17 protein-coding genes and 1 pseudogene are annotated in these 24,594 nt (G+C 54.4%); 14 read left to right on the top strand and 4 right to left on the bottom strand.

The features are described from left to right. The first annotated feature begins 21 nt into the window (after window positions 1–21). On the top strand, window positions 22–2,808 hold the full coding sequence (locus ACO064_RS19000) for a CHAT domain-containing protein (protein ID WP_421828808.1): 2,787 nt from the start codon (window positions 22–24) through the stop codon (window positions 2,806–2,808). Here ACO064_RS19000 and ACO064_RS18995 read toward each other — a convergent pair. Beyond that, the gene (locus ACO064_RS18995; RefSeq protein WP_421828807.1) at window positions 2,805–3,500 is read right to left on the bottom strand and encodes a hypothetical protein; all 696 of its coding nucleotides are present in this window, start codon (window positions 3,498–3,500) and stop codon (window positions 2,805–2,807) included. The two genes, ACO064_RS19000 and ACO064_RS18995, sit on opposite strands and share 4 nt — an antisense overlap. 97 nt (window positions 3,501–3,597) lie before the next feature. After that, window positions 3,598–4,152, bottom strand: coding sequence for an RNA polymerase sigma factor (locus tag ACO064_RS18990; protein ID WP_421828806.1), 555 nt, complete (start codon window positions 4,150–4,152; stop codon window positions 3,598–3,600). A 190-nt stretch (window positions 4,153–4,342) separates the two neighbouring features. Between ACO064_RS18990 and ACO064_RS18985 the strand changes: the two genes are divergently transcribed. The 3 genes from ACO064_RS18985 to ACO064_RS18975 all read left to right on the top strand — a co-directional run bounded on the left by ACO064_RS18985 (window position 4,343) and on the right by ACO064_RS18975 (window position 6,205). After that, window positions 4,343–4,528 carry a hypothetical protein gene (locus tag ACO064_RS18985; protein ID WP_421828805.1) on the top strand — a complete coding sequence of 62 codons (186 nt, stop codon included), beginning with the start codon at window positions 4,343–4,345 and terminating at the stop codon, window positions 4,526–4,528. A gap of 76 nt (window positions 4,529–4,604) precedes the next feature. Beyond that, complete coding sequence (locus ACO064_RS18980) at window positions 4,605–5,576, top strand: hypothetical protein (RefSeq protein ID WP_421828804.1); 972 nt, start codon at window positions 4,605–4,607, stop codon at window positions 5,574–5,576. Continuing rightward, window positions 5,573–6,205, top strand: coding sequence for a hypothetical protein (locus ACO064_RS18975; protein WP_421828803.1), 633 nt, complete (start codon window positions 5,573–5,575; stop codon window positions 6,203–6,205). Before ACO064_RS18980 ends, ACO064_RS18975 begins: the two co-directional genes overlap by 4 nt. Here the strand turns inward: ACO064_RS18975 and ACO064_RS18970 are convergent. Next, on the bottom strand, window positions 6,198–7,790 hold the full coding sequence (locus ACO064_RS18970; RefSeq protein WP_421828802.1) for a tetratricopeptide repeat protein: 1,593 nt from the start codon (window positions 7,788–7,790) through the stop codon (window positions 6,198–6,200). The genes ACO064_RS18975 and ACO064_RS18970 overlap by 8 nt on opposite strands. A gap of 230 nt (window positions 7,791–8,020) precedes the next feature. Between ACO064_RS18970 and ACO064_RS18965 the strand changes: the two genes are divergently transcribed. The 8 genes and pseudogenes from ACO064_RS18965 (at window position 8,021) to ACO064_RS18930 (ending at window position 20,099) form a co-directional block, all read left to right on the top strand. After that, entirely contained in the window at window positions 8,021–10,282 is a 2,262-nt protein-coding gene (locus tag ACO064_RS18965) for a WD40 repeat domain-containing protein (protein WP_421828801.1), read from the top strand. Between the two features lie 55 nt (window positions 10,283–10,337). Further along, window positions 10,338–12,173 (top strand): annotated as a pseudogene (locus tag ACO064_RS18960) (WD40 repeat domain-containing protein); the annotation flags it as partial. A 111-nt stretch (window positions 12,174–12,284) separates the two neighbouring features. Then, window positions 12,285–13,967: a caspase family protein gene (locus ACO064_RS18955; RefSeq protein WP_421831088.1), complete on the top strand. Its 1,683-nt coding sequence runs from the start codon at window positions 12,285–12,287 to the stop codon at window positions 13,965–13,967. A 141-nt stretch (window positions 13,968–14,108) separates the two neighbouring features. Continuing rightward, window positions 14,109–14,816, top strand: coding sequence for a hypothetical protein (locus tag ACO064_RS18950; RefSeq protein ID WP_421828800.1), 708 nt, complete (start codon window positions 14,109–14,111; stop codon window positions 14,814–14,816). A gap of 32 nt (window positions 14,817–14,848) precedes the next feature. Beyond that, window positions 14,849–15,982, top strand: coding sequence for a hypothetical protein (locus ACO064_RS18945; RefSeq protein ID WP_421828799.1), 1,134 nt, complete (start codon window positions 14,849–14,851; stop codon window positions 15,980–15,982). Window positions 15,983–16,003: 21 nt separating this feature from the next. Then, on the top strand, window positions 16,004–16,762 hold the full coding sequence (locus tag ACO064_RS18940) for a hypothetical protein (protein WP_421828798.1): 759 nt from the start codon (window positions 16,004–16,006) through the stop codon (window positions 16,760–16,762). A 31-nt stretch (window positions 16,763–16,793) separates the two neighbouring features. Then, window positions 16,794–17,492: a hypothetical protein gene (locus tag ACO064_RS18935; protein ID WP_421828797.1), complete on the top strand. Its 699-nt coding sequence runs from the start codon at window positions 16,794–16,796 to the stop codon at window positions 17,490–17,492. 243 nt (window positions 17,493–17,735) lie between these two features. Next, a complete protein-coding gene (locus ACO064_RS18930; RefSeq protein WP_421831040.1) occupies window positions 17,736–20,099 on the top strand; it encodes a M1 family metallopeptidase in 2,364 nt (787 codons plus the stop codon). Window positions 20,100–20,184: 85 nt separating this feature from the next. Here ACO064_RS18930 and ACO064_RS18925 read toward each other — a convergent pair whose 3' ends face one another. Next, on the bottom strand, window positions 20,185–21,972 hold the full coding sequence (locus ACO064_RS18925) for an ABC transporter ATP-binding protein (protein WP_421828796.1): 1,788 nt from the start codon (window positions 21,970–21,972) through the stop codon (window positions 20,185–20,187). A 487-nt stretch (window positions 21,973–22,459) separates the two neighbouring features. Between ACO064_RS18925 and ACO064_RS18920 the strand changes: the two genes are divergently transcribed. Beyond that, window positions 22,460–23,530, top strand: coding sequence for a DUF1611 domain-containing protein (locus ACO064_RS18920; protein ID WP_421828795.1), 1,071 nt, complete (start codon window positions 22,460–22,462; stop codon window positions 23,528–23,530). Next, window positions 23,520–24,593, top strand: coding sequence for a mandelate racemase/muconate lactonizing enzyme family protein (locus tag ACO064_RS18915; RefSeq protein WP_421828794.1), 1,074 nt, complete (start codon window positions 23,520–23,522; stop codon window positions 24,591–24,593). Before ACO064_RS18920 ends, ACO064_RS18915 begins: the two co-directional genes overlap by 11 nt. The last annotated feature ends 1 nt before the right edge of the window (window position 24,594 follow it).

The following is a 24,594-nucleotide window of genomic DNA, read 5'->3' as shown; positions in this document are numbered from 1 at the left end:
AACATCAAAACCCGGTTTTTTTTGATCCGCCATCCTTTTTTGTCGCTCCGAGCCTCGCTGCTGCTTTTACTCGCCCCGCTGGGAATGCTCCCTGCCCTGGCGCAGTCGGCGGAGGCTCTGCAACGGGAGGGCAACGCCATCTACCGCACCGAGCCCGCCAAAGCCCTCCGGCTCTTCGGTCAGGCGCGGCAACTGGCGCTCCGGCACAAACAAGCCGACCGGGTCGCCAATATTCTCGTGGACGAGGCCACGGTGTATAACGTAGTGTACGACAACTACCAGCAGTCGACCACGATCTGCCGGTCCGGTCTTCAACTTAGTCCGCTGGCCGACAGCACCCGGTTTAAACTCTGGGCCAGCTTAGGCGAGTTGTACCACCGGCGCGACCGACCTGACTCGCTGGCCTGGTTCTGGCAACGCGCCGATGCCCTTTTAACGACCCGCCCAGCCCTCGAACGCGAAACCCGGACGCATGTGGCGGCTTTCTGGGGAAACCGGGGTGCTACGTATATGGAGCAGGGCGATTACCAACAGGCGGAGCGATGCTTTCAGAAACGACTATTATTACTGGGTAGCCTAAATACCCCAGCCCGTTTGGCCATTGCTGAAAATCAGTTCGCACTTTTTTACCGGCAGGTTGGTCAGTCTATTCGTGCTGACTCACTCTTCAGAGCCTCGCTACGACATTACACCGCTCCGGATCTCACGCGCGGATGGCTACTCCTGGGCCTGATTGAGTGTCGATTACACCAAAAGCGAACCGATTCGATCTTGCTGTTCGTGCGTGAAGCGAAGCAATGCGTACGACGGGCGGGGGCCGATGGAGCCGAGCTGGCTGTTTACCTCAATCAGTCGCTGGGTAAGTACTGGGAACAAAAAAACCAGCTAGTCAGGGCCAAGGGTTTGTTTACCCGGTCGTTGATAATGAGCCAACGGCTGGAGGCATCGTACCGGTTACTGTGGCGTGGTCTGATGGCGATGAGTCGGATTGCTCAGCAGCAGAATGACCTGCCCGGCGCACTGGCTTTTGCCCAGCGGGCTATCCAGCAGGCCAGCATCCGGTTTCAAAGCGCCAACCTGAGCCAGAATCCCACCCCCGGTGATTTTTTAAATGGACCTGACCTCTTCGAATCGCTCTGTCAGAAAGCCCGCTTGCTCCGATCGGCGGGGGAAATACCCAACCACCTGCACCTGGCCGACCAAACTTTTGAGCGGGCCTTCGCCCTCAGCGAGCTGTTGCAGGGGTCCTACAGTTCGGAAGTGACTAAATTATTTGTGCAGGAAAAACTCCGCCCAGCCTACCGCGAAGCTGTCGCCGTCGCCTACGCCCGTTACCGGCAACAGCCCGGCCCCGCCACACTCGCAACCTTGCTGCACCGGCAGGAACAGGGCAACGCGTCGGTTTTGCACGAACTGTTCCAAACATTGCAAAAACCGTATGCCAACGCGCCCTCGCACCTGATTGAAGCCCTGCAACAGACCAAAAGCCGGTTATCGGAAGCCAAAACCGCCTGGGTCGAACGCAATCAGGCGGGTATACCGCAATCCATTGATCCTGATCTGGTCAACGCCGAACTGGCCTGGAGCCGCGTCTACCAGAAACTCCAGCCTTACAACCGCCATGCTCTGGCCAAGCCCCTTGAACTGCCAAAATTACAAAGCCGCCTGGATCGCCAAACCGCCATCTTACAATACAGCCTCACGCCCGACTCGCTGCTGCTGACGGTGGTGAAGGCAAACACGGTTCGGGTGCAGTTGTTGCCCATTAGCGGAGCCGACCTGAACCGGCTGAGTACCCTCCTCCGGCGCGAAGCCTACCGCAATCCCGACCCGTTTCAATACGCCGGTCAGGCCACAGCGCGGACCCTGTTCGAGCGGCTGCTGGGTCCCGTCTGGACGGATTTACATGGCATCAGCCGACTGGTGATCGTGCGCGACGGGCCGCTACACTACGTTCCCTTCGAGGTGCTGGAAACGGGCCTTCGCCCGGATGATTACCTGCTGCGCTATGCTGCCATCACCTATGCGTATGCGATGAACCGGGTAGCCGAAGGCCAGGGATCTCCCCCGGAAGGAAACCCATCGGTGCTGAGTATGGCGCCATTTGCCGTAACAAAAACCGCCCTGGCAACCGTTCGGCAATGGGGCTACGAACCCCTGGCGGGGTCAGATGTTGAAGCCGAGGTGTTGTCGGGAACCCATTCAACGGCAAACAACGCCAGCAAAAGCACTTTTCTGGCCCTGCTTCCCCAGCACCAGTTGCTGCACCTGGCCACCCATGCCGAAGCCAGCGACACCGACCCCGGTAATTCCAACATCTCGTTTTTCCCCGCCGATTCGTCGCACCGGCTCTATGCCCACGAACTGGATTTACTGGATTTGCGGCACATTCGGTTGGCGGTGCTGAGTGCCTGCCGCACCGGAAGCGGCCAATTCCACGAGGGCGAAGGACTCCTGAGTCTCAGCCGGGCTTTCGCTTCTGCCGGTTGCCCGCAGGTGATCACCTCGCTCTGGAATGCCAACGACGGTACTACGGCGACCCTGACACGACTGTTTTATGAAGAACTCCGGCGCGGCCAACCGACGGATGTAGCCTTGCAACAGGCCAAGCTCCGGTTTCTGACGATGCAGGCGACGGCCGGCGCATTTACCCCACCACATTTTTGGGCTCACCTGATCCTGATGGGCAACCACCAGCCCGTTTACTCCGGTCCGGCCGGGTGGCCCTGGGGCTGGCTGGGATTTGGCATTACGGTTTTTCTGGGTTTTGCTACGTATATACTATACCGTTACTATCAATTACGCTAAGGTGCCAGTTTTTTCCAGCGAATTTGCCACCAGACCTTCCAGCGATCGGTTCGATTGATGGGATACACCGGCTCCCCTGACTGGTCGAGCAACTGAAACGTCGCATCGGCATTGTCGGGCTGGTTGTTCAGAAGATACGCGTTCAGCAGGTGCCACTGCACCGCCTGCCGGAAATACGGCCGCAGGCTGTCGGCCCGCGACAGCGTCTCCAGCGAGGGAATGGCCATTTCGGGTTGTCCGTTGGCCAGAAACGCCTGCGCGTCGAAAAAGTCGCGGTAGAACGCCCGTTGCCGGGGCGTCAGATCGGTCTCCTGCAAATCGTCGCCCGACGCCCGGTAGCGTTGAGTCAGCGTCACGTCGTCGCGGTAGCTTTGCAGATCAACCCGGTCGAAAGTCAGGTACGCCAGTCCCAACCCGATCAAAACCATCCCACTCATCACGACCCGCCCCAGCCGCCACCGGCGGAGTGGCCGACGATGTGCCAATTCGTGCCGGACGGTTTTCCGAACGGTATGTTCCAAACTTAAGATCCGCAGGGCCTCATCGGCGGTTTGGAGCCGCAGGGCGGTTTCCCGGAAGTCGGCATCACGGGCCAGTTCCTGTTCAAAAACCAGCCGCTCGGCAGTCGGTAATTTGTTCTGGTAATAGGCTTCGATCCATTCCCATTGTTGCAATTGATCGGTTGGTCGCATAACAGATGTGGTTTGTGTGGAGCGGGCCCAAGCCCTTGCTCCTGGTGTTTTTAGTCAATCATCCGTTCGGTATCAGAACGGTTTGGGTACGGGCAAATCACTCAGCCCGACCGCTTTTTTTGCGCAGGATTTCACCCAGCCGCAGCATACAGCGGTATTTCCGCACTTTAGCCGCTTCCATCGTGATCTCCAGCAGGCGGGCAATTTCCTCCATGGAATAGCCCTCCCAGTAAAAAAGTTTGAGTAACCGCTGGCAGGCCTGACCCAGCCGCGCCAGAGCCTCTTCCAGATCGGAGAGCTTAGGGTGCTCGGTCAGTACGTCGTTGGTCCGGGTCTCATCAAGATCGCCCGGTACGACAACCGACCGCTTTTGCAGCGTTCTCAACCATTTATTCCGCACAATGCTGGCTGAATACGCATCCAACGGTATACCGTGCCGAACCTGATAACTGCCCGAGCGCATTTGCTGCCAAACGGCCACCACCGTGTCCTGCACCACATCATCGATATCCGAATGGGTTCCACTATTGGCCAGCACAATCCGCCGGGCAATCACTTTGACCCGACGGGTCAACTGGCGGATCGCACCGGCCAATTGGCGCGGGTCGTCTGAGCAAAGGTCTTCATATAGCTTTTGGTCCTGGCTGGTCATGCGGAAGCGGATCAGGTTTCATACCCATATTCCGCAATTGCCGAGGAATGTAACATTTTTTTCAGGTGGGTTGTGATTTTTTTTTCGGAGCCGGGCATACACCTTCGAAACCCTGCTTCGAAAGCTTTTAGCGGACGTCCCGGAGCCGGTTTTCACCAACCAATAAACGACCCGTAAAAGGGTTACCACTATGCAAAAGAAAGCCAAAGCTTCGGCTATGGGCTGGCTGGGCATGTGCGGATTGGTGGTGATGCTGGCGATGAGTGCCTGCGAATCGGTAGCGGTTGAACCCGCTCCTGCCGAAACACAGCCCGCTGTCCGTGTTACTTCCGCCGACGACGCACCTGAGCGGCCGACCAGACCACCAGGACGGTAAAAAACAGCCGCCACGTTACGGGAGTGTAATGTGGCGGCTTTTTCTTTACTTTGTGGCTTAATCGCTCCTGTTCCTGATGGCTGCCCCCCCGCGCACTCCCGACGACCTTCCGCTGTATCTGTCACAGATCGAACCCGTTATTTCTCAAACCTTGACGACTGACTTTGCCTTTCTCTCAGAACCGGCTATCGACCAGATTACGGGCAGAACGCTGGAGACGGCTCTCCACATCCGGCGGGTGGCCACCAAGCAGCGACTGAAACAAACCGCTTTTGCGAAACGGCTGACCCGGGAGCAGGCCCAAGTCTGGCTGGCCGTACACGGCGACGCCCGAAAGCAGGCTACAGCCATGAACCAGATCATGGCCGAAAATCAGGCCACCGTCCAGCGGTTTTTAAGTGCCTACACCTTTCGGACCACCGACCAGGAACAAGAGGTTCTGAACGACAGTTTCAGGGTGTTTTTTGAGATGATCTCCAACCAAAAACCGGTGATGGCCCTCATCTCAACCGTGGTAAAAGGAATTGCCCGGTACAAGGCACTAAAACAATTGGGCATCAATCGAAAAGATTCGTGGCAATGGCTCGAAACACCCTATGAATCGGATGGAGACGACGACATCGGAACCTTCGATTACCCCGTACCGCCCGATGACAATCAGGAGCCCGACAGTGTTGATCTTCACCTGCGGTTCGAAGAGGTTGTCCAGGAAAATACAACACCAGGTCGACCCGATGACTTCCGACCCCTTCTCAAACGAATTGACTACGCAGAACTCCAGCGCTCCATTGCTGACTGTTTCAAGCAGTTACTGGATCGACGGCAATTGTTGCTGCGACTCAAATACGCCTTCTGGAAAGGCTACGACAAAGGCCTGCTCAGTGACGAAGACATAGACAGTAGTTTCGACAAACTAAGCATGGAACAAATTGCCGCAATGGCCGGCTATAAGGACGCCCACACCGCGAGTGTACGCCTGAAAGAAACCCGGCAAAAGATTTATGATTGCCTGAAAAGCAAACTTAACGTCACCCCCTCAGCCCAATGATTACGGACGAAAATAAATGGACCTTTATCGAGGCATTCCTGGCCGGAAAACTCGATGCGTCGGCACAGGCCCTGGTTCGCCAGAAAATGGACGAGGACCCGGTTTTTCGAACCGATGTACTGGTTCAACAGGCGCTTAACCGCGAAATCGAAGTGCAGAAACAGGCCGAAGAGCACGATCTCGTAGCGCAGTTCATGGCAAACCGGCCGAAGCGAGGCATCGTGAAGCCGCTGCCGGTACCGATTTGGCGGCAAACCTGGGTCCGGGCCGCAGCCGTCCTCGTTCTGGTGGTGGGCTTAGGCTGGCTGGCCTACAACAACCGCGCTCCGGAAATGCTGGCCGTCGAAATTCCGTATGACCAACGGGACTTCGCGATGGCAACTGACAGCTCAGTTAACCGGACGACTTTTTCGGTTGAATTCAACAGCCGGGGGCCGTCCGGGGGCGAATACAGCAGCGGTGAAGGCCGTATCCAGCTTTTCCTGCCTGAGCTGCCTGCCGATGCAAAACAATGGATTCTGAGCGATCGGCGTGAGGGCGACTATTTACTCAGAACGCCCCAGGGAAAATCCTACCAGCTTGATAAACAGACCTTTGGCGAACGAAAACCGCTTTTACCGATCAATTAGTTTCGGCAGCCACCCAGCCCGCCAGCCGACTGTCGCGGTATTCCAGAAAAAGCCACCGTTTGGCACTCCGAAATCCGTAGAAAACCGTGTTCCGGGCACCGGCGATAACGGTCGCCGGCGTCCCATACCGCTTTAGCTGACTGGCCGGACTACCGATGGCGAGCCCTTTCAGGGCCAGTCGACTGCTTTTCAGGATCCGGTACATCCGCACCGTTGGCGACGAACTCCTGGCTGGCTCGTCGGCAATCGGCAGCCAGTAGCTGGTCAGCGAGTCGGTTCGGGCGATCCGGGCGGCCTTTGAAACGCCGGGGAGTTGTTCCATCGGCGGAAGTTTGGGCAAATTCTTCGGATCTGGCCAGGCTGGAATGGGTGTCTGTTTCTCCGATTTCGCATCCCGCTCCCGAACGAAGCCGTCCAGCCACTGTTTCCAGCCGGGTTGCAGGCCTTTTTCAAAATACGACAGATTCCCGGCTGCCCGAAAAGCCCCCTGTGTTACCGCCAGCTTGAACGACTTCCGGGCTTCGTCAGTCTGACCGAGGTCGGCCTGAACGATGCCCAACATCAGATGGGCATTGGCCGACAGCGGTTTCTGCAAATTGGCCAGCGTTTGCCGGGCCTCGTCGGAATTATTGAGCAGATACTCCGCAATGGACAGGTTGAGCCCGGCCGTCTGGTGCGTGGGTTGCTCCGACAAAGCGATTCGAAAAAGGGTCCGGGCTTCGGTCAACAGTTGCCGAAACGGCAGTGAGCGATCGCGTCGCAGCACGGTCAGCAGCCGGTTATCGCTATCGAATTCGACCGGAAATTCAAACCGCAGCCGGGGATCTTCCTTTGCTAAAGGCATCAGGGCCAGCGCCTGATTGAGTTTGATCGCTCCAAGATTGTTGCGCGTTGCAGCACTCGGATACCGTTTGATTAACCCGACAAAAGCATTACTGGCAGATTCATAATCGCGCATAAGGTAACTGATTTCGCCGACCTCGAACAGTTGGGCCAGTTCCCGCACCCGGTCGGTGGTGTCGGCCACCATTTTTAAGCGTTGCTGCTTGCTGAGATACCCCGTCAATTGACCGTGTACGAAAGCGTCGTAAAACCGGGTATAGACTTCCGGGGCCAGTGAAAAAGCATCGTAGCCCGACAGATAAGCCATAAATACCCCCGAACGATCGGCGAGGGCTTCCTGATTTTCGGGCGAATTGGGGTTGCTGTTTGGCACTTCCAACGGCGAAAAGAATTCCTTTTTACTGCCGTGCCGATACTGAAAATGACCCAGTTCATGCCCCAGCAAACAGGCCAGTGCAGCATCGGCCTCGGCACCAAAGCCCCCGCAGAGCGATAGCACATCGTCACCCAGTTCGATTCGGGTCGGATTATCGGGTCGGTATCTCAGCCGGCCTTCGACACCGGTTTGTCGCCGTGGCAGGAGTTTCAGCACGGGCGCATCGGGCGGATTGCCAATGGTCTGGAGCAGCCGGGCATAAACTTGGTGCATCAAAACCGTTTGATCGACCGGTTTTTTCGGAGGAGAAACGGGAAAAAGCAGGCTAACTGCCAGTACAAAGTGCATGAAAAAGGGCTGGCCCATGCGACAACGGTTTTTTTTCGGCGAACCTGTTACATTTCTTTATTCCGCAAGAATAACCAAATGTAACACCCGTCACACCACGGTTTTCCGATTTTATCCATATCCATTGAAACAACACCCGGTTTCGGTCTTCACGAAGCCGGGTGTGGGGATCGATTGGCTGAATTTCAATTCATTTTTATCTTGTAGCGTATTTTCACCCAACGGACGCCCAACCTGAATCCTGTAAAATGATCGCGATGAAACACCCCAATCATACCCCAAAACCAGAACTGGTCGTACCGATTGGGCATACCAATAGTGTTGCCTCGGTCGCTTTTTCGCCCGATGGTCGCTATCTCTTATCGGGCTCTTCGGACAAGACACTCATTCTTTGGGAAGTCAGTTCGGGAAAATTGCTAAACCAGTTGAAAGGTCATACCGACGGTGTTTCTTCCGTGGCCTTCTCACCCGACGGGCGCTACGTTTTGTCGGGATCGTGGGACAAAACGATTTTACTTTGGGAAGTTAGTTCGGGTACGGTGGTGCGCCGACTGGAAAGCCACACGGACCAGGTTGATTCCGTGGCCTTCTCACCCGATGGGCACTATGCCGTGTCGGGCTCCTCGGACAAAACGATTCTACTTTGGGAAGTCAGTTCGGGTATGGTGGTGCGCCGACTGGAAAGCCACACGGACCAGGTTGATTCCGTGGCCTTCTCACCCGACGGGCGCTACGTTTTGTCGGGCTCCCGGGACGAAACGGTTCTGCTTTGGGAAGTCGCTACAGGCAGGATCGTAGGACGCCATACGGAGAGTGTCGCGCCCGTAGCCTTCTCGCCCGACGGTCGCTTTGTGGCGTTTGCCGCGCTTTCCCGGAGCGAATCGCTCTCTCCTGTGCTCAGCCCTTTTGCCCCGAAAGGCACCTACTCCGTGGTGGAAAAGTCTTATTTCACGATTATCCTCTGTGATATGAATTCGGGCAGCCTGGTGCAAGCGTTGAATACGAGCTATCGGGAGGTGCCTGTCTTCTTTGCCTTCTCCCCCAATAGTCGCTACATCCTGGCAGGAAACTACAATACCGCTGATCTTTGGGACGTCAATACGGGAGAACAAATACGACAATTGGAAGGCCATCCGCTGGAGATTTGGGCTGTCGCCTTTTCGCCCGATAGTCGTTTTGCCATATCGGGGTCAGAAGATCACACCCTTATTCTTTGGGACGTCAGTACGGGGGAATTTATACGACAGTTCAAAGGCCATAGAGCGCAGATTCGGGCGATCTCCTTCTCGCCCAGCGGACACTTTGCCCTATCGGAAGGAAACCCTGACACCCTCATCGTGGGGGATGTCCGTTCGGGAAAATTGCAACGGCTGGAAGACCATTCGGGAGGCTATTGGGAGCGCACCGGGAAAAAGTATAGCGCCCCGATTCAGTCAGTCGCCTTCGCCCCCGATGGTCGCTATCTGTTGTCAGGAACCGATTTCGAGCATCCTACGCTTTGGGAGGTTAGTACGGGTAAACGAATCCGGCGACTGGAGTTTGAAGGCCATACCGGCTGGGCTGAGTCGGCGGCCTTCTTTCCCGACGGCCGTTATGCCTTGTCGTGGTCCTGGAATAAAACGCTGATCCTTTGGGACGTCAGCACCGGGGAATTAGTACGACCGTTAGAAGGCCACACAAGTTCGATTAATTCCATTGCTTTCTCCCCCGACAGTCGCTATTTCCTGTCGATTGACGGTTATCAGGAGCTCATTCTTTGGGAAGTCCGTACGGGAAAACTGCAACCGCTAAAGGGGCATACAAGCGGGATTAGCAGCATTGCTTTTTCGCCCGACGGCCGTTATGCCATGGCCGGGTCCTGGAATAACCAGCTTCTCTTTTGGGAAGTCCGTACGGGGAAATTGCTAAAACGGATGAGAGGCCATACCGACTCGATTACCTGCATTGCTTTTTCGCCCGATGGTCGCGATCTCCTGTCGGGATCTGATGATAAAACCCTGATTCTTCGGAACGGTAGTACGGGTAAATTACGGCGACGGCTGGCGGGGCACACGGGCTCGGTTCGTGCCATCGCTTTCTCCCCGGACGGTCGTTATGCGCTTTCAGGATCCGAGGATAAAACGCTGATCCTTTGGGAAGTCCGTTCCGGAAAATTGCTCCGGCGGCTGGAAGGCCATACAGACAAAATTACGGCTGTCGCCTTTTCGCCCGATGGCCGCGTCATCCTTTCCGGTTCCGAAGATAATACCATCAAACTTTGGGATGTAGACACCGGCCGGGAAATCGCCACGCTGATTATCATTGATACTGCCGATTGGGTCGTCACCACGCCGGACGGGTTATTCGATGCCTCACCAGACGCGATGAAATGCCTGCACCACGTAGTCAATGATCCCACGAACCACGCTGAACCGTGGAAAGTGTTTGGACAGGAGCCGTTTAAACACCCCGACTACCGACCCGGTCTTTTGCCCAGTCTGATGGGTTCCGGCCCGGAACCACGCCCCTAGCTCCCCGCTTTTGAAGACGTTACCCTGTCAACCTGCATCTTACGAACGGATCACGATGAAAACCCTGCTGCTGTTTATCCTGTTTTTCTATCTCTTGCTGGCCTCTCTCATCACCTACAGCCAGAAACCGGAGCTGGTGGTGCCGATTGGGCATACAGGTGCTATAAACTCCGTGGCTTATTCACCCAACGGAAAATACGTGCTTTCAGCATCTTTGGATCATACTCTTATTCTTTGGGAAATCAGTACAGGAAAATTGTTACGCCGTTTTGAAGGTCATACGAGTTGGGTTGAGTCAGCGGTTTTTTCGCCAGATGGCCGCTTAATCTTATCCGGATCTAATGACAAGACACTGAAGTTATGGGATACGGGTACGGGGAAGTTAGTACGAACTTTTATAGGACATATTGAAACTGTTTGCTCGGTTTGCTTTTCTTCCGATGGTCGTTACGCTCTTTCAGGATCGTTTGATAAGACCCTGAAAGTTTGGGAAATTAGCACGGGTTTATTACTACGAACGTTAAGGGACCGCGTTGGTGCCATTCGCTCAGCCTGTTTTTCACCAGATGATCGCTACATTCTGTCAGGATCCTGGAATTATAAGGATTATACACTCAAGCTCTGGGAGGTTAATACCGGAAATTTATTGCGAACTTTTGAGGGGCATGCTGGTGTGATTGGTACCGTCTGTTTCTCACCGGATGGAAATTACGCTTTATCAGGATCGCAGGACAAGACTCTTAAATTATGGAATATAAAAACCGGAGAATTAGTACGAACTTTTGAGGGACATACCTATGACGTAACCTCCGTTCGTTTCTCTCCCGATGGTTTTTATGCCCTTTCGGGTTCAGGTGACAATACGCTTAAATTATGGGAGATTAGCACAGGAAAACTGATACGGACTTTTAGTCACAAATATAATGTAACCTCCGTTTGCTTCTCTCCCGATGGTCGTCATGCTTTATCAGGATCGTTTGACAGAAAACTGAAGTTATGGGAGATCAAAACAGGAAAACTGATACAAATCTTTACGGGTTATTCTTCTGGAATATACTCCATTAGGGTCTCGTTCGATAACCAGTATATCTTTTCAGCGGATGGTTCGCTCCGATTATGGGAAATTAACTCGGGCAGGCTGGTGCGGAGTTTTTATAGTCCTTCTGGTTCAATTTACAGAATATTCCCCTCCCCTAACAGTTCCTCTATCTTATCCAGAACAAATAGTGGAACCATCCACTTATGGAATACCAATACAGGACAGTTAGTGCAAAGCTTTGAAGGACATAAAAGTACAAGTCGTATTCCTAATGCGGTTATCAGGTCAATTTCTTTCTCACCAGATGGGCGTTATGCGCTTTCAGGAGCATCGTCGGATAATACGCTAAAGCTATGGGAGATCAGTACAGGAAAATTGGTGCGAAATTTTGAAGGGCATACAAAATTTTTAACGTCGGCTTGTTTCTCGCCGGATGGTCTTCTCGCATTGTCGGGGTCTATGGATAAAACGCTCAAACTTTGGGATACCAATACCGGTCAGTTAATAAGGAGTTTTGAAGGTCATTCAGCATGGGTCAATTCCGTTGCTTTCTCGCCCGATAGTCATTATGCATTATCAGGGGCAGATGACGGAAAGCTTATTCTTTGGGAGGTCAACACGGGCAAGCTGATACGAATTTTTAACGCACATACGAAGAGTGTCTATTCGGTAGCGTTTTCACCCAATGGAAAGTACATCCTCTCCGGGTCCGGGGATCAAACTCTTAAATTATGGGAAGTCAGTACGGGTAAATTAATTCGCAATTTTGAAGTTCATTTAAATGCGGTTAACTCTGTATGTTTCTCCTCCGATGGCCGCTTCATTTTTTCCGGTTCCGAAGACAACACGACCAAAATCTGGGATACGGAAACCGGTAGAGAACTCGCTACGCTCATCGCCATTAACTCAACCGATTGGGTCGTAACCACTCCCACCGGTTTGTTCGATGCCTCACCGGGAGCAATGAATCTCATGCACTACGTGGTCAACGACTCCACGGACCGCGACGAACCGTGGAAAGTAATTGAACTGGAACAACTGAAACAGCGCTACTATCAGCCGGGTTTGCTACCTATTCTGATGGGAAGCAGCAAAGAGACCCTTCGTCAGGTGCCCGCTTTCGAAGGGGTCAACCTGCCGCCCAGCATTCAGCTTTCCCTGAAAGATGACAAGCTGACTGTCAAGCTCAAAAACCGTCGGGGTGGCATTGGTCCGGTTTCGGTCTTCATCAACGGGGCTGAAGTCGTCAATGATTTGCGCGCTAATCCGGTGCGGGATGTGAACAAAAATGACCTTACCCTCACGCTGTCATTGAACCGGTTTGCCAATCGATTCGACACGCTCAATACCGTTCGGGTGGTGGCACTCAATGGGGCCAACTGGCTGCGCAGCCGCCCCGCCGAAATCAGCTACCGGCCTGGTGTTACGACAAGGGGAGGCATAGCCGAGAAGCCGTCATCGTCGGGCCTTCGCAAAACCGTGCGGCTTTGGGCCGTGGTGGTCGGCACCTCCAACGTCGGGCTGCACTTTGCCCATACCGATGCCGAGCAGATTGCGAATGGTCTGCAACTGGCCGCCACCGAACTGCTCGGCCCGACGAATGTAAGCGTGCAACGGCTCGTTACCAAGCCGGGCGCACCACCCCAATCCACCAAAGCCGACATTATAAAAGCGTTGGAAGCCGCTCAGAAAACCCGGCCGGAGGATCTGTTTGTACTACACCTGTCGGGCCACGCCATCAACTACGGCGGACAGGATGGCGATTTGTATTACCTCACCGCCGGGGCCACCTCGGCCGACGCCAGTTACCTCACCGATCCGGCCATTCGCCAGACCTACGCCCTGTCGAGCCAGGAGCTGACCCGTTATCTCAACCTGATCCCGGCCCGCAAAAAGCTCCTGATTCTGGATGTGTGCGCGGCTGGCAAAGGCGCAGAGAAGCTGCTCGTCGCGGCCCGTGACATTCCCGCCAGCCAGATCCGGGCATTGGATCGGCTCCAGGAGCGAACCGGTTTTTACGTGCTGGCCGGTTCGGCGGCTGATGCCGTCAGCTACGAAGCCAGCGTGTATGGGCAGGGGTTACTCACCTACGCACTCTTGAAAGGCCTGCGGGGTGCGGCCCTGCGCCGGGAAGGTTCCGAGGAGTTTGTGGACGTAGAAAAGTGGCTGGGCTATGCCGTAGAGCAGGTTCCGCTGCTGGCCAAAGGCATTGGTGGTATCCAGCAACCATTCTACCGGGGAATTCAGAACCAGCGCAGTTTCGATGTTGGGCGGGTGACGGAGGAGGTGAAAGCCAAAATCCGGATATCCGAACCCAAACCGGTGCTGCTGGTCAGAAGCTTTCAGGAAGAAACGCAGTTTGACGACGTGCTGGATTTGAAGAATAAGGTCGAAAGTGCCCTGAACGACCTCATCGCCACGCGGGGTGCCGACGCGCCGGTACTCACGATGGAGGCCAAAGACTATCCGGGAGCTTACACCCTGAGCGGTCGCTATACACTGCGGGGCGAGGAGATTTCGGTGTCCTGTAAAGTATTTAGGGCCACCGTTGCGGTGGGCGAATTTGTGGTAACGGGCACAAAAAGCAAGCTGCCCGAGCTGGCACAGTTGGTGCTGACCCAGGCGCAGGCCCTGGTGAAACCGTGAGGAGTTCCGGGCTTTTCCGGGGTAACTGACGGGCGTGACGCGGAAGCAAAAAAAGGTTGTAAAATTTTTCCGGACGGGTTGTTACATTTTACCCCCCCTCCTGAATAACCTACTAAACAACCAAACATTTTGCTAAGTCCCATGAAAAAGCCCGCTATTTTCGCCCTGATTTTAACCCTGTTGTGTGGTTCCCTGTCGGCCCAGAAGACTCCGGTCACCAAGTCCGAAGAGACCGAAAAACCCGCCGTACCGACAACTCCCCAAACCCAGAAGGTGCAGGACTACAGCTCGGCCCTGAGCCTGGCCCGCTACGGTTATGCCACGAAAAATGCGTTGTGTCTGATCACGGCTGCCGACATGATGTACAAACTGAATGTCAGCCCCCTGCCCGCCAGCGCCCGTCAGAACCCCTCCGGATCGGCCCCGGCGGATTCCAAACCCGCCAAGCCCGACCTGGCCAATCCCGAACAACTGCTGATCGACGCCCGACGGCTGGCCAAAGGCGATGCGACCGTACTGGCTCTGGCAAACCGGGTGAAGCCCGCTCTGCCCACCCGGGGCGCCGTTGGCGGACCCAAGCACAGCACAACCAGCGTTTCTGCCAACTCGGTCGACGTATTCCAAATCCGGTTTCGCGGGTATGAGTCGGCCGTCGTAGCCCTGCGGGGCGATGGCGACACGGATCTCGACCTGTATATCTACGACGACAACGGCAACCTGATTGCCCGCGATGACGATTACACCGACGGCTGTGTGGCCTCCTGGACACCGCGCTACACCGGTCTGTTTACCATCCGCATCAAAAACCGGGGAAGCGTTTACAACCGCTACACGCTGGCCACCAATTAATTACCAACGCAACATTCAAGACGAACACGACCATGAAACGTAGTTTATTTTTCGCCCTGCTGATCGGCATTCTGCTGGGTTGCAAAAAAGAAGGGGAACCTGATCCCGTTGCCCCTACACCCGTTGTGCCTACACCTGTTGTTCCTACACCTGTTGACCCGATTATTACACTCCAAAAGGTTACCGGCGAGTGGGTGGCAGCCCAGGGTGGGGGGGGCGGTTTCAATAACTTCGATACCTTCAAAAATTACCAGTTCAATTTTGAGGTCAAAAACGCAAATCAGGAAGTGATTATCGGACTTACCTCACCCGACATCAATGTAGCGTATGCCTTGTTCGACCCGCTTGGACAGCGTATCGATGTGACCGGGCAATCGCGGAGTATGTCGAAACCGTATAAACTCAACGCCGGAAAATACCGCGTGGTGGTCACCTCCGACCGGCGGGCCGTGGGCAAATTTGAACTCACGATGCTGGGGGTAAACGGTGAACCCGTCCGAATACCGTCGCAACTTCTGCAATCGGAGACCCAAAACTGGGGAACGCTGGGCGGTGGAGGTCTCGATAAATCATTCAAGAATCATTTCTACACGTTTGACATTACCGACGACAACACCAGCATCGATGTTGAACTGGAATCGCCCGATACGGATATTTCGCTGCATTTATATGATGAATTGGGGCAACTTGTTACAAAGGAATACGGTAACCGCTATGGATTCAAAATTATTGCCGCCAAAAAAGGCACTTACACGGTTATGGCTGGTACCCGTGAGCGGGGAAGCATTGGAAGTTATCGTCTGAACGTATTCGGCAAAGTAGGTAGTCTGAAACGGGTGGTCTCACAGTCGACAACCGTATCGGGAAATTGGGCTTCAGGCGGGGCATTCGATACCTATACGATCCAGATTACCAATAATAATTCGCCACTGGATATTAATCTCTCCTCGGCCGACATCGACGTTCGGATAAACTTGCAGAACAGCGTCGGTCAGCAGCTCGACAACACCTGTTGTGCGGTCAAGTCAACTTATCTCGCGGTTGAAAAAGTAACACAAGGAACCTACCGGATCATGGTGCAATCGTATCCTTCTGCGACCAGACGGGGGCCTGGCAACTACACCCTCACGGTTCATGGCCAGTTCACCGATTTCAAGAAGATTTAACTTCTCTAAACCAGCCCACAAATGAAAAAGTCCCTGACCATATTGATGATCCTGCTCGCCCTCGGTCTGTCGGTTGCCGTTCGCGCCCAGACCAAAGCCCGGGTTCTGAAAACGCCGGCTGCCGCACCTGCCAGAAAACCGGCACCGCGCACGCCCGGCACCCCCGCTGCGGACCGGGCCAATTCGTCGAAACTTCCCCAGAAAACCACTCCGCCCCCACCGCCACCACCCACTCCGCCACCACCCCCACCGAGTACGACGACCCAACCGTCGCCCGTTCGGGGGTATGCCTGGAAATCGAGCCGCTCGCCCAGCTACGGCTACAAAAAAGGCGACAACCTGCTCAATATCGGTGTCGGTTTGTCATCGTATTACTACGGCAATCCCATTGGTCTATCGTATGAAGTGGGCGTTGACAAGGATTTCAGCGTCGGCGCTCAACTGGATTATAACTCCGGCAATTACGGCGATTACTACTACAACAGCTCCCGCTGGCGCTACACCGCCACGTATCTGGGCCTTCGGGGGTCTTTCCACGCCAACCGGCTGCTGAAGTTGAACACCCAGAAGGTCGACCTGTACGCCGGGCTGGGGCTGGGCTACCGCAGCTTCCGCTGGAATGATTCGGGGTATGGCTACGGGTATGATTCCCGCAGCGGGCTGTTCCTGAACTACTTCATCGGTGGAAAATACTACTTCGGCGCGAAGGTCGGCGCCTTTCTGGAACTGGGCTACACCGGCCTGTCGTCGTCGCGGGTTGGGCTTTCGGTCAAATTTTAAGGACACCAGGACGACCAAACGGTTTTGACGGATGAATAGTTACAAGAAAATTGCCATTGGCATATTCGCTCTGGTCGTGTTGTGGCATCTCGTTGTGGCCATGACCAACCAAATCACGGTCTGCGGCCTGTTTTTGTCGAAACCGGCTGACCCTGGGTATGGCTGGGCCGACAGCGGCAATGCCGATGCCCGGTTTTTCTGGCAAATCACCGGCGTAAAATGGCTGGCGGGCATCAAACATCCGGAGTTCAATGCCGAAACCACCCCAACCGAGGGCGACTGGAAGCCACTGCCGGGCTATGAATTTACCGACCGGACCAAAGGACTGGAAACCCACTGGGAAGCCGGTTTGCTGCACTCGGATTACATGGCCTGGTCCGACGAAGTGGAGGGCAAGTGGATTCCCGTTACCGGATACCGGTTTGTTTATCAGGATGATACGTTTATCGAGTCGGTTTGGGATCCGGGCAAACGATACGATGATTTGAAAGTTATTTCGCTGCCGGAAAAAGACCAGTACAAACCCTTTGCGGGCTATACGTTTCTCGAACCGGGTCAATCGCTCAAAGTGGTCTGGACACCGGGGCTGGTCAATTCCGATAATCCGAGACTAATCGCAGGCACAAAAGAAGGCACCTGGAAGGTAAACCACACGCCTTCCCGACGGTCCGGTGAGGTCCCCTGGGTGGTTAAAAAGATTGCCGAACGGGTCATTATCCACGCCTTCTGATCACCCCTCAGAAGCGTTTAAGCCGGAAATAATCCAATACCACACACCACGCGAATCGGGCATATCAGGCAGGATTCGCGTGGTGTTTTTTGTAAAAACCGGGTTCTTCCGTGGAATCGTAGCCGAAAATTTGGGACACTTCTGCTTTCGTTTTATCTTTAAAGCGCACTTCATCCACTTTTGTACGCGAAAGACTTCTACGAACCTATGAGACTAAAAATCACCGCTCTGGTTGCGGTATGCATGACCCTGACTGTTCGGACTTGGGCGCAGGCTCCCTCGACGACGCCTTATAAGGCCAACGACCGCTTTGAACAACTCGGCCCCCAACTACCCACTCCCAACACCTTCCGGACGGCTACCGGCGCACCGGGCCGGGATTTTTTCCAGAACCGCGCCGATTATGACATTAAGGTTGAGCTTGACGATGCGAGCCAGAAAATCATTGGTTCTGAACTCATTACGTATTATAACAATTCTCCTGACGCCCTCAAATACATCTGGCTCCAGTTGGATCAGAACCTGTTTGAGAAAAATTCAACGGCGAACTTAGCCACCCGGTCGGCGGTTTCGACCAACGGGAGCAGCCTGACCCGGTTGCACAACCTCAACAATGCCGAGCCCGGTGCCCAGATCGATCCCCAAAAAGAATATGGCCATAAAATAACCGCCGTTCGGGACGCGACCGGGAAACCGCTGAAGTATACCATCAATGGAACCATGATGCGGATCGATCTTTCTGCTCCGCTGAAACCGGGTCAGAAATTCGGGTTCGGTGTCGACTGGAATTACAACATCACCGCTTATTACGGACGGAGCGGGTATGAATATTTCCCCGAAGATGGCAACCGAAACTACTTCATTGCCCACTGGTTTCCGCGTTTGTGCGCTTACGACGATGTGAACGGCTGGCAGAACAAGCAGTTTCTGGGTCAGGGCGAGTTCACGCTGATTTTCGGCAATTATAAAGTGGCCATCACCGTTCCCAACGACCACATCGTCGGTTCGACCGGCGAATGTCTGAACTATAAGCAGGTGCTGACGCCCACGCAGTTTCAACGATTGCAAAAAGCATCGACCTCCAAAACGCCACTCAAAATTGTGACGCAGGACGAAGCCATTGCGGCCGAAAAAGCCAAACCGACCGGCAAGAAAACCTGGATTTACAAAGCCGACAACGTCCGGGATTTCGCCTTTGCCTCGTCGCGCAAATTCATCTGGGATGCCATGCAAACCGACGTCTATGGCGATGGGAAGAAAATCTGGAGCATGTCGTTTTACCCCAAAGAAGGCAATCCGCTCTGGGAACAATATTCGACCCGCGCCGTCGAACATACACTGCGTTCCTACGGAAACCGCACCTTCAAATACCCGTATCCGGTCGCCATTTCCTGCCACGCAACGCGCTACGGCGGCATGGAATACCCGATGATCAGCTTCAACGGCGGTCGGCCCGAACCCGATGGCACCTATTCGGAAAGCAACAAAGCCGGAATGATCGGCGTGATTATTCACGAAGTGGGTCACAACTTTTTCCCGATGATCGTCAATTCCGACGAACGGCAGTGGACCTGGATGGACGAAGGACTGAACAGTTTTTGTCAGTATCTGGCCGAAAAAGAATGGGACTATAACTTCCCGAGCGGCTATGGCGAACCGCAGCGCATTGTGCCGTATATGAAGTCAGACCCGGCCACACTGTCCCCCATCATGACCTCGTCGGACAACATCATTCAATTTGGCCCGAATGCGTATGATAAACCCGCCGTGGCGCTGAACATTCTGCGCGAAACCGTCATGGGCCGCGAACTGTTTGACTATGCTTTCAAAGAGTATGCCAATCGCTGGGCCTTCAAAAACCCAAGCCCGGCGGATTTCTTCCGCACCATGGAAGATGCTTCCGGCGTCGATCTGGACTGGTTCTGGAAAGGCTGGTTCTACGGCGTCGAACCCGTCGATCAGGATCTGGTCGAAGTCGACTGGTTTACGCTCAACACCCAGAATCCCGAAATTGAAAAAGCCCTGGCCCGCTCCGAAGCCGAAGCGAAAGCCAACACCATGAGCAAGATTCGCGACGCGGCTACGAAAGACCAAAGCGTGGTGGCCAAAGACTCGACCATGCGGGATTTCTACAACAGCTACGACCCATTTGCGGTGACGGATGCCGACAAAAAGAAATACCAGGATTACCTGGCGTCGCTCAGCGACGAGGAGCGCAAAACGCTTGAATCGAAGAACAACTTTTATACGCTGACGCTGAAGAACAAGGGCGGTTTGCCGATGCCGGTGATCATTCGGATGCAGTTTGAGGACGGTACGGATTCGGTGGCACGGTTTCCGGCGGAGATCTGGCGGTTCAACGATGCGCAGATCAACAAGGTGATTGCGACCAGCAAGAAGGTGACGCAGTGGACGCTCGATCCATTCCAGGAAATTGCCGACATCGACACGGAGAATAATTCCTTCCCGCGTCAGGCGCAAAAACCGACGCGTTTCCAATTGTATAAGCAGCAGGCTGGCGGTCGTGGGGGTGCTCCGAATCCGATGCAGCAACAGCGGCAAAGCACGCAGCCACCGGCCCGCCAGGGAGGAGCCAATAAGAATTAAAAATAAGGGAATATCGAATAATGAATGTTGAATAGCGAATAACGAAGTACGTACGCTGGTTACCGACTTCGTTATTCAACATTCATTATTCGATATTCATTTTTTCAAGCCCCTCAGCCACCGCTTTTTCCGGCCGACGCTCGCCGATTTGCTGCCGCCACATCGCGTAGTATAATCCTTTTTGTTCGAGCAGTTCGGCATGGGAGCCGGTTTCGGCAATTTTGCCTTTTTCCAGCACAATGATCGTATCAGCGTGCATGATCGTCGAAAGGCGGTGGGCAATCAGGATGGTGATCTGTTCGCGCCGGGCCGAAATGCTGCGGACGGTGTCAGAAATGGCTTCTTCCGTCAGCGAATCCAGCGCCGAGGTCGCTTCGTCGAAAATCAACAGCCGGGGATTTCGGATCAGGGCGCGGGCGATGGAAATCCGTTGTTTTTCGCCCCCCGATAGTTTCATACCGCCTTCGCCCAAAACCGTATGGATGCCCTTCTCGGAGCGGGCAATCAGTTGATCGCAGGAGGCTTTGTGGAGAGCTTCCCGGATGTCATCGTCGGTGGCATCCGGTTTCACAAACAGCATATTTTCTTTGATCGTACCGGCAAAAAGTTGCGTATCCTGCGTTACGAAGCCAATTTGCCGGCGCATCGGGTTGTAGCGAATCTGGCTCGCCGGCACGTCATTGAAGTAAATTTCGCCCGAAACCGGTTTATACAATCCCAGCAGCAACTTCACCAGCGTCGATTTTCCCGAACCCGAAGGCCCTACGAAAGCGACGGTTTCGCCCATACCGACCCGGAACGAAATGCCGTCCATCGCGTTCTGCTTAGCGGTTTGGTGCCGAAAAACGACGTTATCGAACCGCAGGTGTTCCAGCACACCAAAGTCGATGGAGTCGTCGGGCCGTCGTTCGACGGATTTGTGCATGAGCGCATCGAAAAGGCCCAGCGACGATTCGGCTTCGCGGTATGACAGGATGATGTTGCCCAAATCCTGCAAGGGCGCGAAAATGGCCGTGGAGATAAATTGCATCGAAATGAGTTCGCCGGTGGTCAGGACGTCCCGGAAAATAAGCCACAGCAACGCAAACAAAATCGACTGTTTCAGCACGTTGAGAGTGGTTCCCTGCAAAAATGACAGGGTCCGAACCTGTTTGGTTTTCTCCATTTCGAGGTCGTAAATCCGTTGGGTGTATTGCTTGAGCCGCCGGATTTCCGGAAACGTCAGCCCCAGGCTCCGCACCAGTTCGATGTTGCGCAGGGATTCGGTGATGGCCCCGGCCAGCTTCACGGTTTGCCGGTTGACGGCCTTCTGAACGGTTTTGATTTTCTTACTGAGCAGTCCGGTCAAGCCGCCCAACACCAGAATTCCAATGACGAAAATGGGAATCAGCGCCCAATGTTTGGTGATGGCGTACCAGATCAGAAAACCCATGCCGACGATGGACGAAAACAGGATGTTGATGAAGGCGTTGATAAACTTCTCGGTATCCGTCCGTACTTTCTGCAACAGTGCAACGGTTTCGCCACTTCGTTGTTCCTCAAACTCCTGAAAGGACAAACGCAGTGTTTGTTTCAGTCCGTCGTTAAATACCTGCGTACCAAACCGTTGCACAACCAGCCGCATGAAATATTCCTGAAACGATTTGGCTAGTCGCGCCAGCGTGGCGATGCCGACGGCAATCAGCAGCCAGAACAAAACGCCTTTCACCAGCTCATTTTCAGGCCGAGCCGCCGGTTTGGTCGCGTACTCGTCGATGATCTTTCCAAAAATCAACGGATCGATCATCATCAAAATCTGACTAACACCCGCCAGCAGCAGCGACAAAACCACCAGCCAACGGTGTGGTTTCAAATACATCCACAGAATACCCATAAACGCTCACATCTACAATTCGTACCAGCCTGAAAGGCTGCAATCATTAGCCCCGGGCATCGCCCGGGGAACATCCGGAATTCGGGATATGTATGATAATTACCACATCCGGTGTTTCCCGCCTAATGGCCACACACCCGGCATTCCGGGCATGAAACCACACACCCGGAATTCCGGCAATGAAACCGCATATCCGGCATTCCGGCAATGAAACCACACACCCGGCATTCCGGCAATGAAACCACATATCCGGCATTCCCCGGGCGATACCCGGGGCTAATGATTGCAGCCTTTCAGGCTGGTTGGTAAGTAGACTCAAAAACCGGTGGTTTTGTTCGGTTGGGTTTCTGAACCGGCTACGGAACAAATAGGAGATAAAAATGGATTTATCAGCTATTTTTTCATGAAAAATCCGTCCTTTTTGAAATTTTGATACTGATTAAACAGAATACGCTTTCTTTGCTGAACTGTATGCCTCAGAGAAACAATGAACAACCGTGCTTTACTTTTAACCAATGGATTACTGGCGTCACCGGATGCAAAAACCGCCCACGGGCTCATTCGGGACAGCGAACGCTACACCATCGTCGGTGTGATCGACCCACCGACTGCCGGGCGTGACGCGGGGGAAGTGTTGGATGGCAAACCTCGTCAAATACCAGTTTTTGCCTCGCTGGAGGAAGCCCTGACCGCCGTCGGGCCGGTGCAATACGGCATTGTGGGCGTTGCCACTGTCGGCGGTGTTTTACCGGAAGAGATTCTGACCGTAATCAAAACGTGCCTGAAAAATGGGTTGTCAGTTGTCAACGGCCTCCATGATTTGCTGAACGACCGCCCTGAACTGGTGGCACTGGCGACCGAACACCGCGCCAAGCTGATCGATATTCGAAAACCCAAATCCCGCGCCGAACTGCATTTCTGGTCGGGCGATGTTTTCAAGATTACCGCCCCCATCATTGCCGTGCTGGGTATGGACTGTGCGATGGGCAAGCGAACCACCACCCGCCTGCTGGCCCAGGCCTGCCAGGCCGCCGGACTCCATGCGCAAATGATTTATACCGGCCAGACCGGCTGGCTGCAGGGCGGAAAATACGGTTTTATTTTCGACTCGACGCTCAACGATTTCATTTCCGGCGAAATTGAACACGCCCTCGTGTCGTGCTGGCAGGAAACCGGCGCCGAGGTATTGCTGATTGAAGGGCAGTCGTCCTTACGGAATCCCAGCGGCCCATGTGGGCTGGAATTTATGGTTTCGGGCAATGCCAAACACGTTGTGCTGATGCACGCGCCCAAACGCAGGTATTTTGATTATGATGAGCATTGGGGCGAAATTCCGTCGGTGGAATCAGAAATCGAAATCATCCAAAAGTTCGGATCGGAGGTGGTGGCGCTGGCGTTGAACACGGAAGATTGCACGCTGGAGGAAGCCAAACAGTTTCAGCAGGAATACACCGACCGGCTGGGCGTTCCGGTGTTGCTGCCCCTCCAGGAAGGCCTGGCACCGGTGGTTCCGATCATCCGTCAACTTGTTGAAAAAACCGTCCATCATGCAGATTAAATCCATCCGGGCCTACCGCCGGGATTTGGCACTCACGAAACCGTATACGATTGCCTACCAGACGATTTCGGCCGTTGAGAACATCTTTCTGACCGTCGAACTAGCCAACGGTATCATTGGCGTTGGAGCCGCCAACCCGTCGCCGGAAGTGGTCGGCGAATCACCGGATCAGACGTTCGCCAATCTGCAAAGTGACGGCATCACCCGGTTTGTGGGTCGTGACATTCGCCATGCGTTTCAGTTAATCGACGAAGCCGGACAGCAGTTTCCGAATCTGCCCGGCACACTGGCGGCTTTCGACATTGCCCTCCACGATGCCCTCGGGCAGTTTTTGGGCATTCCGGTGGTTGAGTTGTACGGACAAAAAATCACAGCCTTGCCCACCTCCATCACGATCGGGATTATGCCGATTGCCGAAACGCTGGAAGCCGCCCGCGCGTATATCCAGCAGGGTTTTCGGGTGTTGAAAGTAAAAACCGGGCTCGACGTCGCCGAAGACATCGGGCGAATCCGGAAACTACGGGAACAGTTTGGCCCCGACATCGTGCTGCGCGTCGATGCCAATCAGGGGTATACCGTCGATCAGTTGATTCAGTTTATCGGACAAACCGACGACGCCAACGTTGAACTGATTGAGCAACCGTTGCCGGTGGGCATGGAGGACGAACTCCGCTCACTGCCGTTGCCACTCCGTCAGCGCCTGGCCGCCGATGAATCGCTGAAAAGCGGGGAAACCGCCCTGAAACTGGCGCAGACACCGCAGCCATTCGGGATTTTCAACATCAAACTCATGAAGTGCGGGGGCATTCGGGGCGCGTTCGACATTGCAACGGTGGCCCGACTGAGTCAGATTGAGCTGTTTTGGGGTTGCAACGACGAGAGCATTGTCAGCATCACGGCCGCTTTGCACGCAGCGTTTGCCTGTTCGCATACCCGCTACCTCGATCTGGACGGCAGTCTGGACCTCGCCGAAGACGTTGTCAAAGGTGGTTTTAGCATTGAAAATGGCCTGATGCGCCCCACCGGATTGCCCGGTTTGGGACTCACCGATTTAACCCTGTAAC

The sequence above is a fragment of the Larkinella sp. genome (genome assembly GCF_965227735.1).
Classification (GTDB): domain Bacteria; phylum Bacteroidota; class Bacteroidia; order Cytophagales; family Spirosomataceae; genus Larkinella.
Note: the sequence above shows the minus strand (reverse complement) of the source record. Positions and strands in the feature narration are given on the sequence as shown.